The following is a 14735-nucleotide window of genomic DNA, read 5'->3' on the forward strand; positions in this document are numbered from 1 at the left end:
CACCCTGTCGGTTTCAGCTACGGTCCGTCACATCGACCAGCGCCATCTCCGCACTGCTCATCAATCGCTCGATATCCACAATGATTACCATGCGCTCCCCCTTGGTACCCAGCCCCTCGATATAGGTGGTTTCCACCACGGAACCGAATTCCGGCGGATCGCGCAGCTCGTCTTCGGCCAACTGGATCACATCCGACACCCCATCCACCACCACACCCACCGTGCGCTGGAAGATATTGAGGATGATGACCACGGTAAAAGCGTCGTATACCGGTTCGCCCAGACCAAACTTGATGCGCATGTCGACAATGGGCACGATGCTGCCGCGCAGATTGACCACGCCCTTGATGAAGGGTGGCGCATTGGCAATCCGCGTGACCGCGTCGTAACCGCGTATCTCCTGCACCTTCAGGATGTCGATGCCGTACTCTTCCTGCCCCAGGGTAAACACCAGCAGCTCGCGCACTGCCTTGCTCTGCCCGTGGTGGTATTCCAGTTGTTCTGTCATTGACTCTGCCTTCCTCTTAGGCCACCTCACCCACGGCCTGCCGCACCGCTACGGGTGAAGATCGCTGGTTGTGGCGGGCAATCACGGAGATATCCAGAATCAGGGCCACCCGACCATCCCCCATGATGGTGGCGCCGGAAATGCCCTCGACCTTGCGATAATTGGTTTCCAGGTTCTTGACGACAAACTGCTGCTGGCCAATCAGCTCGTCCACCAACAGTGCCAGTTGCTGGCCACCGGCTTCGACAATCACCAGGATGGAGCGTGTCGGATCGGCATTGGCCGCATCGGCATGGCCAAAGAAACTGGCCAGCGAAACAATGGGCAGATACTGCCCGCGCACATTCACCAACTGTCCTTTGCCCACCACGGTTTTCAGGTCCTGTGCCTGCGGCTGCAGCGACTCCAGTACAAAGCTCAGCGGGATGACATAGAGATCAGTGCCGATTCCCACCGACATGCCGTCCATGATGGCCAGCGTCAAGGGCAGGCGAATGCTGATGGTGGTGCCAAAGTCCTGCATGGAGTCGATATCGATGCGCCCGCCCATGCCCTGGATGTTGCGCTTGACCACATCCATGCCCACGCCACGGCCAGACACATCGGTCACTTCTGCGGCCGTGGAAAAACCGGCCTCGAAAATCAGACCCCATACTTCGCTATCACTCAGGCTATCTGACACCGGCATGCCACGCTCACGCGCCTTGGCCAGAATGCGCTCACGATGCAGCCCGGCACCATCGTCAGTCACTTCAATCACGATGCTGCCGCCCTGGTGGAAGGCCCGCAGCGTCAGCCGGCCAACCGCCGACTTGCCCTTGGCCACCCGAACGTCCGGCGCTTCGATACCATGGTCCAGACTATTCCGCACCAGATGGGTCAGCGGATCGGCCAGCTTTTCGATAAAACCTTTATCCAGCTCGGTATTCTCTCCCACCATTTTCAGCTCGATCTGCTTGCCCAACTTGCTGGCAAGGTCGCGAACCACGCGTGGGAAACGGTTGAACACGAAGGCAATCGGGGTCATGCGGATAGACATGACCGCTTCTTGCAATTCACGCGCATTGCGCTGCAGGGCGGAAATGCCACTAAGCAGGCGTTCATTCTGAACCGCATCCAGCGCCTGGCTGGACTGCAGCAGCATGGACTGGGTGATCACCAGCTCACCCACCAGGTTCAACAACAGATCCACCTTGTCGATGTTGACCCGGATGGAATTTTCCGCTGCCGGCGCAGCACGCTCGACACGCGGTGCTGCCGGCTGGCCTGCAGCAGACGCTGCGCTATTGATGGGGGCAGTATGTGATGGCGTGGCGCAAAGCGGCAGGAACAGGCCAAAGCCCTCTTCTTCGTGCAGCATCGCGGCTGGTGCCGTGGCCGTTGCCAAGGGTGCGAACAGACCAAATCCGTCTTCTTCATGCAGCACTTCGCTGTTGGCCGGGGCGGCGGGCAAGGGTTCAAACAAACCGAAACCTTCGTCTTCCAGCGCCGCGGCGGTCCTGCCAGTGTCCGGTGGCGCGAACAGGCCAAAACCATCTTCTTCAAAGGCGATGTCGGACGTTTGCGCTTTCCTGCCGCCCTCCGGGCTGGAAGTCAGGAACAGGCCGAAATCTCCCTCATCCTGCTGCCCATGATCAACCGTGATGTGAAAATGCGCCGGCGCAATGGAGAAGGCAAGCGACTCAGCCACCTCGTCTGCCTGCAATGCCGATGTAAACACCAGCACCCAGGGCTGTACCGGATCGCTCCCCCCCTGCTGGACCACGGTCATCTCGCCCAGCGTAGACAGCGACTGCAGCAAGGCCGGATAGTCGACGCCAAGCAGATCATCCAGCTCTATATACAAGGTATGACTGGAGACGGCCGCCGTAGCCACCTCGGTCTGCGGAGCGGTTACAGCATCCGCCGGCACCGCAGGGCCACCATCCACCAGCAGGGACAGCCGCTGCTCGACAGCGGCGATGATGCCAGGCTCAACCGCAGCCGCGCCGCGATGCGCAGCCAGCATGCCGGTCAACACATCCTTGGACTGCAGGCAGGCATCCACCATGTCGCTGGTGAGCGCCATGCTGCCCTTGCGCACCTTGTCCAGCAGGTTTTCCAAAATATGGGTCAGTTCGGCCAGATCGGCAAAACCAAAGGTGGCGGCACCACCCTTGATGGAGTGGGCGGCACGAAAGATGGCATTGAGGTCTTCGCTATCTGGCAAGGACAGATCAACTGCCAGTAGCACAGACTCCATGGTGGCCAGATGCTCGTCGGTTTCATCAAAAAATACCTGATGAAACTGCGACATATCGATTGACACGATGCTTCCCCCTGCTTCGCAGCCAGAATGAACAAGCCTGCAACCCGCCTGCACTTACCCGGCCATCAGCACATCGGTACTGATGGCTCAGCCCACCAGCCGCTTTACCACGTCAAGTAATTTTTGCGGATCGAACGGCTTGACCAGCCAGCCAGTGGCACCGGCGGCACGGCCAAGCGACTTCATCTGGTCACTCGACTCGGTGGTCAACATCAGAATGGGGGTGGTGCCGTAGGCAGGCAGCTTGCGCAAGGCGCGAATCAGGTTAAGCCCGTCCATGCCCGGCATGTTCTGATCGGTCAGAATCAGGTCAAAGCTGTCCGCCTGAGCGCGTGCCAGCCCACCGTTGCCATCTACCGCCTCCACCACTTCGTAGCCCGCACTCTTCAGGGTAAAGGTCACCATCTGGCGGATAGATGCAGAATCATCCACTGTCAGTACTTTTTTTGGCATGTTGTTCCCACTTTATGTTTTGTTCACGCTCAAAACAGATCAATGCTGCCGCTTTCCATACGCCCCTGAGCCACCGGATTGTTGGACAAGGTTTCCCGCAATACGGCCAAGCGCGCCGAAACATGCTGCTCCCACTGCCCTTGTTCCTGCTCCCGGGCCTGGCCGCTACTGAGTTCCATCATTTCTTCTATCCCGTACAGCCGCTTGCCCACATGGGCAATCAACTGCGACACCATGTCCTGAAACTGTAGCGAGCGCACCGCATCACCCACATGGTCGGACAGCAGGCCCACACCATGGCGCAACTGGCCTACCGACTCAGCCATCAGCGCATCCATGTCGCGTATGCGTGATGAAGTTTCATCCAGCCGCTGCTTGGCCTGCAGGGTAAACATCATGTCCTGGGAGGCCAGTTGGTTGATCAGTCCTTCGGCATGCGCAACAGAACCGTTCACCCTGTTGATCAAATCGCGAATCTGCTCGCTGAAAGACCCGGTACGGCCCGACAGATGCCTAACCTCATCGGCAACCACCGCAAAACCACGGCCCAGCTCGCCTGCCCTGGCAGCCTCGATAGAGGCATTGAGCGCCAGCATATTGGTTTGATTGGTAATCGAGTGGATTTCATCCAGCAAGCGGATTACATCCTGCATCTCCCGCCCCATCGACTCCATCTGCTCCACCAGCAACATCGCCAGCCGGCTGTTTTCCACGGTCTTGTCGACAAAATTGGCCATGGCATTGGCAATTTCAGCCACAAACCCGGTAAACGAAATGGCGTGGGCATCCATGCCCAACTCGCCGCGCGCCAGCGATTCGGCCAATTGCAGTTGGGCGGCGGCCTCGTGGGATAAACCGGAAAAACTGTTGGCCAGCGTCTGCACCGCATCCTGAATCAGCATTTGCACCCGTGCCACTTCATCTTTCGACTGGGAAATCTGATCGTGGATGAAGTCCACACACTCAGGGCGGGATACTGCGCTTACCGGTTCAGCCGGGCTGGATGCCGGCTCATGCTGATCGCTCACCCTGCCCTCCTTGTAAAACCACAAGACCGACATGACATACAACTGGCCAACACTCAGTACCGTGGCCAGATACCAGCTCACGCTCCCCCATCCGGCCCCCACCAGCCAGGCCAGGCCAGAAGCAAGGCAGATCCCCCCGCCAGCAAACCGATGATGCCGATATGAAAACCCCATCTTCCCCCCGGCCAGTCAAAATCTTGCCAATGTACTAACTTCTTCATCTGACAATCCTGCTGGCAAATCAAGGAGGAAATGATGCAAAACATGTAAATGACTGAATTGCTTGGCTTAAATAAAATAATTATTCAAAGGCTTAGGACTGCCGTGACTCATGCCATATGTGATTTTCAGCAAAACATTACTTGATAGTAAACATCTTGTTGAAGCAGGCAATTTCCAGCACCTGCAACACCGTGTCGCGGCAATTAACCAGCGACATGGCTTTCTTCTGACTGGTCGCCCTTTCCTTCAGCAGCAACAGCATGCCCAAGGCCGAACTGTCCAGGAAAGGAACCTGATCGAAATCCACCTGGATTTCCTGTACCGACGGGTTCTCCAGCAGCTCCTGGCTAGCAAGCCGAAAATCCTTGTGCAGGTTGAAATCAAACTGCCCCACCAGCATCAGCGTGCCGATCTGCCCTTCCACCTTAACAACTGGTTTCATTTCTTTTCCCCTTGTATATCTTGCTCATCAACAGCCCCCATCCCGCGGCAAGGGAGACTCAACTCAAAATAGGCACCACCTTCGGGGCGATCACCGCCCACCACCGAACCGGCCAGCTCCTCGGCCACTTTTTTCACAATCGACAAACCAAGGCCGGTGCCACCAGGCCGCGTCGTGAAAAAAGGCTCGAACAAGCGTGCCGGATCAGCACCATTCAACCCGGCACCATCATCTTCCACACGGAAGCAAACCTGGTCGCCGTGCAAGCTGACCTGCAAGCCGATCCTTCCGCCCTCCGGCGAAAAATGCATGGCATTTTCCAGCAGGCTGACCAGCGCCCCCTGCAGGGCCTTGCGATCGCCCATTACCGTTATGGCAGAAGGGAGCAACTTATTGCAATCCCAAATCATGCCGCGCTCATTACATTGCGGAATCAGCACCGCAGCAACGTCTTCCACCAACGCATCGACATCAAGCAACTCCAGCGCACTGGTCTGCCCCCGGACAAAACCCAACATATTCTGGATTAAGCCCTCCAGCGCCTTCATGCGCGCCAGGCTCTTATCGACAAAGCGGGCACGAGCCTCCGGAGGCAAGCCCTCCTGCTTCAGGTTGGCGGTATAGAGCATGGCCGTAGCCAACGGGGTACGCAGCTGATGTGCCAGCGATGCCGCCATCCCGCCCATGGCTGCAAGCTTTTGCTGATGTGCCAGCTCCACAGTCAGATGATGCAAGCGGCTCACATCATGCAGCAGCACGATACGCCCGCCAGACGCAGGCAGATCCTGATACTGCACCGCCAGGCGAGGCGCATTATCCAGACCGGGCAAGATATAAGTGCCATCCAGTTCGGAATGCACCCACCCGGCCATGACCGCGCTCCAGGGTTCCCCACCATGTGCGCCCTGCAATAGGAGCCTGGCCGCCGGATTCTCCGCCACCACCACGCCGTCAGCAGACAGTTGCACAACCCCCGCAGGCAAGGCCTCCAGCAGCATGCCCAGCCTCTCGGCAAGTTCAGCGTTTTCGTCACGCTGTTTTCGCAATTGATTGTTAGCCTCGTCCAGTTGAGCATTCAGTACGTTAACCTGTACTTCTAGCTGGCGATAAGCATCAATCAACTGACTGGAGACGGTGTTGAACTGCTCGAAAGCCGCCTCAAGCATCTCCTGGTCTTTCAAATTTGATGCTGTCTTGGCCATGTTTTGCGTCTTATTTGTAAAAAGGACTTAAACAGTATGATAATGACTAAGTCTGAGCCAAGCCAACTTAAAGTCTGATCTTAACCAAGACAGTTTTCAAAGAAAGCTGGGAAAATGAATAATTGGCGTATACAACAGGAGTAATACGCCACAACAACGAACCGATGCAGCGGAGGTTTCTGTGTCAGAGCTTCTTAAAAAAATCGATGCCAGAACAAAACTGGCAGGGACCAACAAGCTGGAAATCCTGCTGTTCTCCCTGGGTCACGACCAGCGTACCGGGAGAAAAGAAGTTTTCGGCATCAATGTCTTCAAAGTGCGTGAAGTCATGCGCACCCCCGAAATCACTTCCGCTCCTGAAATGCCCTCCTCCGTCGAAGGCATGGTCAGCCTGCGCGGATCCCTGGTCCCCGTCATCGATCTGGCCAAGTACGCCGGCATCGTCACCAGCAACAAGCCCGAAATCATGATCGTGACCGAGTACAACGGCCACACCCAGGGCTTCCTGGTCGAGGCCGTCGATACCATCCTGCGTCTGGACTGGTCCGCCATGCGCGTGCCGCCCGACATGATCACCAACCGCATGGCCGGCCTCGTCACCGCCGTCACCGAGCTGGATCACGGCACGCTGGTGATGATGATGGACGTGGAAAAAGTCCTGGCCGAAACCTCCCTGGTCGACGACTCGCATCACTTCATCAATATCGAGCCGGTGAAAGAAGAACGCATGATCTTCTTCACCGACGATTCCGCCGTCGCCCGCAAACAGATCGAGCGCACGCTGGACGCCATGCAGGTCAAATACGCCTATGCCATCAACGGCATGCGCGCCTGGGAAGAATTGCAAAAAATGGCCATGCAGGCCGACTTGTCCGGCAAGCGCCTGAACGAAACCCTGCATCTGGTGCTCACCGATGTGGAAATGCCGGAAATGGACGGCTATATGCTGACCAAACTGATCAAGAGCGACCCGCGCTTTGCCGGTATTCCGGTGCTGATGCATTCCTCGCTCTCCGGCAGTTCCAACCAGAAGCTCGGCCAGTCCGTCGGCGTCGATGAGTACGTTTCCAAGTTCGAAGCCCAGAAGCTGTCGATGAAGTTGCGCGAAATGCTCAAGCTGACCAACAACTAAACCAGAACAGACTTCATCCGGGAGAGGTATCCAATATGTCAGCAACCGACGCATCCCTGCTCGCCAGCGTGGACGCCCGCACCAAGCTTGCCGGCTCCAACAAGATGGAAATCCTGCTGTTTTCCCTGGGAACCCGTGAAACCTTCGGCATCAATGTGTTCAAGGTGCGCGAGGTGTCCCAGACCCCCGCCATCACCAAAACCCCCAACATGCCCTTTGGCGTGCAGGGTGTGTTGTCGCTGCGCGGCAACATCATTCCGGTGATTTCGCTGGCGCGTTTTGTCGGCTCCGAGCAGAGCGGCCGCAAATTCGACACCATGATCGTTACCGAATTCAACAAGAGCACCCAGGCTTTCCTGGTGGACTCGGTGGACCGCATCATCCGGGTGGACTGGGATCGCGTACGCGCCCCGGAAAACATGATGAACAGCAGCAGCACCACCAATTCCAACCTGATCACCGCCATTACCGAACTGGAAGACGGCAAGCTGGTTTCCATTCTGGACGTGGAGCAGATTCTGGCCACGGTGGTGGGCGAACCGCGCCTGCCGGAAATTCCGACCGCGCAGATGGACAGCGACCAGTACCTGTTCTTCGTGGATGACTCGGTGGTGGCGCGCAAGGAAATCACCAGTGTGCTGGAAAAAATGGGCATCAAGTTCCAGCAGGCCACCAATGGCCGCGAAGCGTGGGAGCGCCTGCAGGTGCTGGCCAGCCGCACCTGGGGTGAGGATGAGTGCCTGCACGACTACCTGAAGATCATTCTGGTGGATGCGGAAATGCCGGAAATGGACGGCTATGTGCTGACCAAGCTGATCAAATCCGATGTCCGCTTCAAAGGCATCCCGGTTATCATGCACTCCTCGCTGTCATCCAATGCCAACAAGGCGATGGGTTCCAGCGTGGGTGTGGATGCCTATGTTGCCAAATTCGATCCGGCAATCCTGGCTGAAACTTTGATTCCATTCCTGCAGAGGTAACCGTTAAAATCAACGGCTCAATGGAATACCGACATTTCAGGACCTACCCAGATGCCAGATAAAAACATGCGATTCCTCGTTGTGGACGATTTCTCGACCATGAGACGCATTGTGCGCAACCTATTGAAAGAACTGGGCTTTACCAACGTCGACGAGGCCGAGGATGGCCAGGTGGCCTTGCACAAGCTGAAAACGCAACATTTCGACTTTATTGTTTCCGACTGGAACATGCCGAACATGACCGGCATCGAGCTGCTCAAGGCAGTACGGGCCGACCAGCAGATCAAGCATCTGCCCTTCATGATGATTACCGCCGAAGCCAAGCGGGAAAACATCATTGAGGCCGCCATGGCCGGTGCCAGCGGTTACATTGTGAAGCCCTTTACTGCAGCAACCCTGGAAGAAAAGATGAACAAGATCTTCCAGACCATGAACAAGTAAACAAAGAACAGCAAACAGACCTGCCTAGTCAGCACCGAGGAGAGGCCATCGTGCCGGATCACATTCTGGAAAGCGGAGATTCACCGGATCTCGAAGCACTGTTTGACAGCATTGCCAGTCAACAAAAGGAAGCAGAAGCCGTTGCCACTACGCCGGCTGCTGCCACCAGCAGCAATGCCCCCAGTACTGCCGTGATGTATGAGCAGATTGGACAGTTGACCCGCAAGATGCACGACGCCTTGCGTGATCTGGGCTATGACAAGTCGCTGGAGAAAGTGGCAGATGCCATCCCGGATGCCAAGGACAGGCTGGGCTATATTGCTTCCTTGACTGAGAGTGCTGCCGAACGTGTCCTCAATGCCACGGATCTGGCCAAACCATATCAGGATGACCTGGAAAGCCGAGCCAAACTGCTGGCTGCACGCTGGGAACAGCTGTATGCCAACCAGCTTTCCATTGCAGAATTCAAAAACCTGGCCGAAGAAACGCGCCAGTACCTGGGACATGTTCCCAAACAGACTCAAGCCACCAATGCCCAGTTGCTGGAAATTGTGATGGCGCAGGATTTCCAGGACCTGACAGGCCAAGTCATCAAGAAAATGATGGATATGGTGCATATACTGGAAACGGAACTGGTGGCTTTCTTGATCGAGTTCTCGCCGGATTCGAAAAAGGCAGAACTGGACAACAACCTGCTGAACGGACCTGTGGTAAATCCCGAAGGCAGAACCGACGTGGTTTCCAGCCAACAGCAGGTCGACGATCTGCTGGAAAGCCTGGGCTTCTAAACAACAAGCGGTGAACGTGTTAGCGGCATAAGCGGGGGTGTGAATATGAGCGATTTTGGCGGCATGGAAGAACTGCTACAAGACTTCCTGATGGAATCTACCGATCTGTTGTCTGACGTGGACAACAAGCTGGTGGAACTGGAAAAGCGTCCAGAAGACAAGGCATTGCTGAACGATATTTTCCGGGGTTTTCACACCATCAAGGGCGGTGCCGGTTTTCTGAACGTGGGACCGATGGTCAATCTATGTCATCGCACGGAAAACCTGTTTGACAAACTACGTAATGGCGAACTGCACATCACGCCGGAAGTCATGGATGTGATCCTTGACGCCACCGGGATTGTGCGCGACATGTTTGGCACCCTGGGCCAGGGCCTGATGGTGGCAGACGCCGATCCGGACGTTCTCAATGCCCTGGATGCAGTACTGTCCGGACAACAGTTGAGCAAGGCTGAAGAGGCCACCGCGGCTGCACCGGTAGCCGCTGCTCCAGCTCCGGCATCTGCTCCGGCACCTGCTGCGGCAACGGCAAATGGACCGGACTGGAATGCCCTGCATCAGGCCATTGTCCCCCAGGCTGCCAGCACTGCAGCTGCTGCACCTGCGCCGGCACCGGCACCAACGTCGGCACCGGCAGCAGCCCCGGCCCAGGAACTGATTACCGCCGCAGAGCACCTGCCGGCTGTCAAACAGCCCGCCAAACCGGTTGCCAACAAGCAACCCAGCAGCGCAGGCAATAGCAGCGGCCCGCAAGAAAACACCATCCGTATTGATACGGTGCGTCTGGACATGGTGCTGAACCTGTCTGGCGAAATCGGCCTGACCAAGAACCGCCTGACCACCTTGCGCACGGAAATCCTGCAGGGCAATCGTGACGGCAATACCCTGCGTTCGCTGGATGAAGCCATCAGCCAGTTGGACCTGCTGGTGGGCGACCTGCAAAACGCGGTGATGAAAACCCGCATGCAGCCGATTGGCCGCCTGTTCCAGAAATACCCGCGTTTGGCACGCGACCTGGCCCGCCAGTTGGGCAAGGAAGTCGAACTGGTACTGTCCGGTGAAGAAACCGAACTGGACAAGACCATGATCGAAGACCTCAACGATCCGCTGGTTCACCTGGTGCGCAATGCCGTTGACCATGGTGTCGAGTCGCCGGAAGAACGTATTGCCGCCGGCAAGAAGCCGCAATCGCTGATCCAGCTGACTGCCGAACAGGTGGGCGATCACATCCAGATCGAAATCACCGACGATGGCAAGGGCATGAACCCGGACGCCCTGCGTCGCAAGGCTATCGAAAAAGGCCTGATCGATCAGGAAACCGCCAATGGTCTGGATGAGAAGCAATGCCTGCAGCTGATCTTCATGCCGGGCTTCTCCACCAAGGACCAGATCTCCAGCGTTTCTGGCCGTGGCGTGGGCATGGATGTGGTGCGTACCAATATCCAGAAGCTCAATGGCCGCATCGACATCAACTCGCTACCGGGCGAAGGCACCCGCATCAGCATTTCGCTGCCGCTGACCCTGGCCATTCTGCCGGTGCTGGTGGTTCGTGCCTGCAACCAGCCGTTTGCCGTGCCACTGGCCATGGTGCGCGAAATCATCACCATCGACCCGAACGCCATCCAGGAAGTGTCGGGCAAGCCCACCATCGTGGTGCGTGATGAAATTCTGCCACTGCGCACGCTGGCAGGTCTGCTGGGTTGGGAACCCACCCAGAAACCCTACTTCGGCGTACTGATGCAGTCGGCCGAGAAATCCTTCATCCTCGCCATTGATTCCTTTGTGGGTCGTGACGATGTTGTCATCAAACCGCTGCAGAACATCCGTCCCAAGGGTGTGGCCGGTGCCACCTTGTCTGGCGACGGTTCGGTGGTTCTGGTACTGGACATGGAAGACTTGCTCAGTTCCAGTGATGGCACCAATGGTCAGGTAAGGACCTCGGAGTTGATTTCCGCATAAAAAAACCAAAACTGGCAAGCTTTAATGACCACACAAAGCGCCTTCATTGGCCGACAAACGGTTCTGAACCGCAACCAGCAGCTCATCGGGTATGAGCTGCTTTTTCGTGCAAGCCAGGAAGCAAGCTCGGTTGGCCCCCACAGCGAATTGCAGGCTGATACCGAAGTATTGGTCAATACCCTGAACAATATGGGTACCAGTTGGCTGATCGGCAACAAGCTGGCCTTCATCAATGTGGGTGAGGCGATGCTGACCAGCGACTTTCTGGAGCTGCTGCCACCACGGCGCGTGATTCTTGATATTGCGCCGAACATCAGCCCGTCCAGCGAACTGCTGTCACGCGCCCGTCACCTGCGCTCGCTCGGCTTTGGTATTGCACTGGATGACTTTTCATTCGAAGCACAATCGGCAGCGTTTCTGGAGTTCGCCAACTACGTCAAGCTCGACATCCAGAACCGTGATGCCAACCACTTTCAGGTGCTGGCGGCCAGACTGCGCAGCTACCCGGTCATCCGCATTGCCGAACGGGTAGAAACCCATGAGCAGTACCATCTGTGCAAGGAACTGGGCATGGATGGTTTTCAGGGCTATTACTTTGCCAGACCGGAAACCCTGTCGGCCAAGGTGATACATCCCACATTCAGCAATGCACTGGAATTGCTCAATTTGCTGCGGATGGATGCCGACCTGCGCCAGGTGGAGCAGATCCTGAAGCGGGACGTCGCCCTGTCCTACAAGCTGCTACGCTACGTCAACTCTGCCGCAGCCGGGCTTAACACCACCATCAGCTCGTTCTCGCATGCGGTCACCGTGCTCGGCTACAAAAAACTCTACCGCTGGCTGACCCTGCTGCTGGTGACGGCATCAGATGATGGACATGCGCCACCGGCACTGCAGAAAACCGCGGTAACGCGCGGTCGCTTCATGGAGCTGATGGGAGAGCAATTGGGCCTGAATCATGACGACTGTGACAACCTGTTCATCGTCGGCATGTTCAGCTTGCTGGATGTCCTGTTTGACATGCCGATGAGCAGCATTCTGGAACATCTGCAATTGCCAAGCGGCATCATCGCCGCCCTATCCGAACATAAAGGCCAGATGGGCAAACTGCTACAACTGGCCAAGACCTGCGAAGATGGGCAGTTGAATGGTGTGGCCGAATTGTGCTCCCAACTGCAGCTAAGCGCACAGCAGTTGAACCAGGCCCATGTTGCGGCACTCGCCTGGGTGGAGGATCTGGGCTTATAATTGCCAGCCCTTCAGCCGGTCACCATGTCTCGATGAAACTGTTAGCCATAGACACCTCCAGCAGTTATTTGTCCCTTGCCTTAAGCATGGACGGGGAAGTGCACGCCTTTCACGAGGAAATGGGCCAGAAACATGCAGAACGCACGCTGCCCGAAATCGGCCGCCTGTTACAGCAGGCGGACATCGGACTGCGCCAACTGGATGCCATCATCTTTGGCCAGGGGCCAGGCTCGTTTACCGGACTGCGCATTGCCTGCGGCCTAGCACAAGGTCTGGCTTTTTCTGCTGAGCTGCCGGTTATCGCTATTCCCACGCTGGATGCCGTTGCGCATCAAAGCGGCGCCGAGCGGGTCATGGTTTGCCTGGATGCACGCATGCAGCAGGTGTACTGCGCAAGCTACCAAACCACCCCCCACTGGCAGCGACTGGGACCAATCACCTTGCAAGACCCACAAGATGTCAGCCTGCCTGACGGTATCACCTTGCTGGCAGGCGATGGCTTTAGCAATTACCCTGCCCTGTTGCAGCAACAGCGTGACAGCACCCGCCATACCGGCGTGCTGCGTGCCGATGCGCGGGCCTATATCGAACTGGCACAAACCGGGCGCTATGCACAGCAGCACCCACGTGAGGCCGAACTGCTTTACGTCCGTAACAAAGTGGCGTTGACATCGCTTGAACAGCAGGCTCTCAAGGGATGAACCGGGTCAGCCGCTACCAGCCCGAAAGCGCCCAAGCCCTGGCCGAACGTGAAGCCACCGCCACCCCGTATGGCTGGAGTACACGTAATTATCAGGATTCCATCGACGCCGCACATATCTTTTATCGGCTGGAACAGGGCAGCAGCGGCACTGCCGTGGTCATGCCACTGCTGGATGAAGCCGAACTGCTGAATATCTTCATTACCGCCGAGCAACAGGGACAAGGACTGGGTCAAGCTTTGCTATCCGGTCTGATGGCGGACCTGAAACAGCACGGTTATCAGCGGCTCTTTCTGGAGGTGCGTGCCAGTAATGCGCCTGCCATCAGGCTCTACCAACGCAGTGGTTTTCAGGCAAGCGGCCTGCGCAAAAACTACTACCCATCTGGCACGGGTGAACGTGAACATGCCATCCTGATGGAGGCCATCCTGTGAGCAGAAGCCATTTTGTACAGCACGCGATGGGCCTTGGGCCGCAATGGCAGGCGCGTGATGGATGGTTTGAACAGCATCCGGCAGAACTGGAAAGACAGGCCATCCTGCACTCCCGGCAACAACAGTCGCTGGCAAGCGAAGCCAGCGCCGCTGCGCAACCACCGCAACAAGCAGTGGCAGCGCAAGCAAGCCCAGTACCGTCGTACAGCAACCAGCAGCCTGAGCACAGCGCTCCGCTCGCAGCAGCGCTCCATCTGCCTTCTGACAGCGCACGTATTAGCGTTACGCCCTCCCCCAACGTGGAGGAGGCACTACTAGGCTGGGAGCAACTGGAAGAAACCGTCGCCAACTGCCAGCGCTGCCAGTTGTGCAATACACGCACCCAGACCGTATTCGCCAGAGGCAACCCGCAGGCACGCTGGATGCTGATTGGCGAGGCACCAGGCGAACACGAGGACAGGCAAGGCGAACCCTTTGTCGGCAAGGCCGGCCAACTGCTGGACAATATGCTGGCAGCCGCCGGGCTGGATCGTGACCGCGACGTGTACATTGCCAATGTGCTCAAATGTCGCCCACCGGGCAACCGCAATCCAGCCCCTGAGGAAATTCTCGCCTGCCAGACTTATCTGCAACAGCAGATTCGCCATGTCCAGCCCACCCTGATCCTGGCATTGGGACGTTTTGCCGTACAAACGCTGCTGCAAACCGAACAGAGCATAGGCCGTCTGCGTGGTCAGTTGCATCAATATCAGGGCATCCCGCTGATCGCCACCTATCACCCAGCCTATCTGCTGCGCAACTTGCCGGACAAGGCCAAGGCCTGGCAGGACATGGTGCTGGCCAAGCAACACTTTGCCCGCCTCAGTCAGCCAGCCTGATTTGTAAAGGC

At 57.1% G+C, this 14735-nt stretch carries 15 protein-coding genes; 9 read left to right on the forward strand and 6 right to left on the reverse strand.

What is annotated here, in order from left to right; translation table 11 throughout:
• Window positions 1–13 precede the first annotated feature (13 nt).
• The 6 genes from DLM_RS14590 to DLM_RS14615 all read right to left on the reverse strand — a co-directional run bounded on the left by DLM_RS14590 (window position 14) and on the right by DLM_RS14615 (window position 6163).
• Complete coding sequence (locus tag DLM_RS14590; protein WP_089083557.1) at window positions 14–508, reverse strand: chemotaxis protein CheW; 495 nt, start codon at window positions 506–508, stop codon at window positions 14–16.
• Between the two features lie 16 nt (window positions 509–524).
• Window positions 525–2816 carry a chemotaxis protein CheW gene (locus tag DLM_RS14595; RefSeq protein WP_089083556.1) on the reverse strand — a complete coding sequence of 764 codons (2292 nt, stop codon included), beginning with the start codon at window positions 2814–2816 and terminating at the stop codon, window positions 525–527.
• A gap of 87 nt (window positions 2817–2903) precedes the next feature.
• Window positions 2904–3269: a response regulator gene (locus tag DLM_RS14600; protein ID WP_059287422.1), complete on the reverse strand. Its 366-nt coding sequence runs from the start codon at window positions 3267–3269 to the stop codon at window positions 2904–2906.
• Between the two features lie 29 nt (window positions 3270–3298).
• Window positions 3299–4378 carry a methyl-accepting chemotaxis protein gene (locus tag DLM_RS14605; protein ID WP_167467123.1) on the reverse strand — a complete coding sequence of 360 codons (1080 nt, stop codon included), beginning with the start codon at window positions 4376–4378 and terminating at the stop codon, window positions 3299–3301.
• A gap of 277 nt (window positions 4379–4655) precedes the next feature.
• Entirely contained in the window at window positions 4656–4961 is a 306-nt protein-coding gene (locus tag DLM_RS14610) for an STAS domain-containing protein (RefSeq protein WP_089083554.1), read from the reverse strand.
• Window positions 4958–6163: a sensor histidine kinase gene (locus DLM_RS14615; protein WP_231959861.1), complete on the reverse strand. Its 1206-nt coding sequence runs from the start codon at window positions 6161–6163 to the stop codon at window positions 4958–4960. Before DLM_RS14615 ends, DLM_RS14610 begins: the two co-directional genes overlap by 4 nt.
• Window positions 6164–6344: 181 nt before the next feature.
• On the opposite strand from DLM_RS14615, the gene DLM_RS14620 reads away from it, so the two are divergent.
• The 9 genes from DLM_RS14620 (at window position 6345) to DLM_RS14660 (ending at window position 14724) form a co-directional block, all read left to right on the forward strand.
• Complete coding sequence (locus tag DLM_RS14620; RefSeq protein ID WP_119313253.1) at window positions 6345–7295, forward strand: chemotaxis protein; 951 nt, start codon at window positions 6345–6347, stop codon at window positions 7293–7295.
• Between the two features lie 35 nt (window positions 7296–7330).
• Window positions 7331–8275, forward strand: coding sequence for a chemotaxis protein (locus tag DLM_RS14625; RefSeq protein ID WP_119313254.1), 945 nt, complete (start codon window positions 7331–7333; stop codon window positions 8273–8275).
• Window positions 8276–8326: 51 nt separating this feature from the next.
• Window positions 8327–8716: a chemotaxis response regulator CheY gene (gene cheY / locus DLM_RS14630; protein WP_082693990.1), complete on the forward strand. Its 390-nt coding sequence runs from the start codon at window positions 8327–8329 to the stop codon at window positions 8714–8716.
• 50 nt (window positions 8717–8766) lie between these two features.
• Entirely contained in the window at window positions 8767–9504 is a 738-nt protein-coding gene (gene cheZ / locus DLM_RS14635) for a protein phosphatase CheZ (protein ID WP_089085746.1), read from the forward strand.
• A gap of 45 nt (window positions 9505–9549) precedes the next feature.
• Entirely contained in the window at window positions 9550–11463 is a 1914-nt protein-coding gene (locus DLM_RS14640; RefSeq protein WP_089085745.1) for a chemotaxis protein CheA, read from the forward strand.
• A 24-nt stretch (window positions 11464–11487) separates the two neighbouring features.
• Window positions 11488–12711: an EAL and HDOD domain-containing protein gene (locus DLM_RS14645; protein WP_089085744.1), complete on the forward strand. Its 1224-nt coding sequence runs from the start codon at window positions 11488–11490 to the stop codon at window positions 12709–12711.
• Between the two features lie 86 nt (window positions 12712–12797).
• Complete coding sequence (tsaB, locus tag DLM_RS14650; RefSeq protein WP_231959862.1) at window positions 12798–13412, forward strand: tRNA (adenosine(37)-N6)-threonylcarbamoyltransferase complex dimerization subunit type 1 TsaB; 615 nt, start codon at window positions 12798–12800, stop codon at window positions 13410–13412.
• On the forward strand, window positions 13409–13846 hold the full coding sequence (rimI, locus tag DLM_RS14655; RefSeq protein WP_089085742.1) for a ribosomal protein S18-alanine N-acetyltransferase: 438 nt from the start codon (window positions 13409–13411) through the stop codon (window positions 13844–13846). The genes tsaB and rimI overlap by 4 nt, the downstream gene beginning before the upstream one ends.
• Window positions 13843–14724, forward strand: coding sequence for a uracil-DNA glycosylase (locus DLM_RS14660; RefSeq protein ID WP_089085741.1), 882 nt, complete (start codon window positions 13843–13845; stop codon window positions 14722–14724). Before rimI ends, DLM_RS14660 begins: the two co-directional genes overlap by 4 nt.
• The last annotated feature ends 11 nt before the right edge of the window (window positions 14725–14735 follow it).

It is taken from the genome of Aquitalea magnusonii, from assembly GCF_002217795.2.
Taxonomy (GTDB): Bacteria; Pseudomonadota; Gammaproteobacteria; order Burkholderiales; family Chromobacteriaceae; genus Aquitalea; species Aquitalea magnusonii_B.

Coding starts and splice junctions, on each gene's coding strand:
- DLM_RS14590 (WP_089083557.1), bottom strand. CDS start 508: ATGACAGAACAACTGGAATACCACCACGGGCAGAGCAAGGCAGTGCGC.
- DLM_RS14600 (WP_059287422.1), bottom strand. CDS start 3,269: ATGCCAAAAAAAGTACTGACAGTGGATGATTCTGCATCTATCCGCCAG.
- DLM_RS14610 (WP_089083554.1), bottom strand. CDS start 4,961: ATGAAACCAGTTGTTAAGGTGGAAGGGCAGATCGGCACGCTGATGCTG.
- DLM_RS14615 (WP_231959861.1), bottom strand. CDS start 6,163: ATGGCCAAGACAGCATCAAATTTGAAAGACCAGGAGATGCTTGAGGCG.
- DLM_RS14625 (WP_119313254.1), top strand. CDS start 7,331: ATGTCAGCAACCGACGCATCCCTGCTCGCCAGCGTGGACGCCCGCACC.
- cheY (WP_082693990.1), top strand. CDS start 8,327: ATGCCAGATAAAAACATGCGATTCCTCGTTGTGGACGATTTCTCGACC.
- DLM_RS14640 (WP_089085745.1), top strand. CDS start 9,550: ATGAGCGATTTTGGCGGCATGGAAGAACTGCTACAAGACTTCCTGATG.
- DLM_RS14645 (WP_089085744.1), top strand. CDS start 11,488: ATGACCACACAAAGCGCCTTCATTGGCCGACAAACGGTTCTGAACCGC.
- tsaB (WP_231959862.1), top strand. CDS start 12,798: ATGGACGGGGAAGTGCACGCCTTTCACGAGGAAATGGGCCAGAAACAT.
- rimI (WP_089085742.1), top strand. CDS start 13,409: ATGAACCGGGTCAGCCGCTACCAGCCCGAAAGCGCCCAAGCCCTGGCC.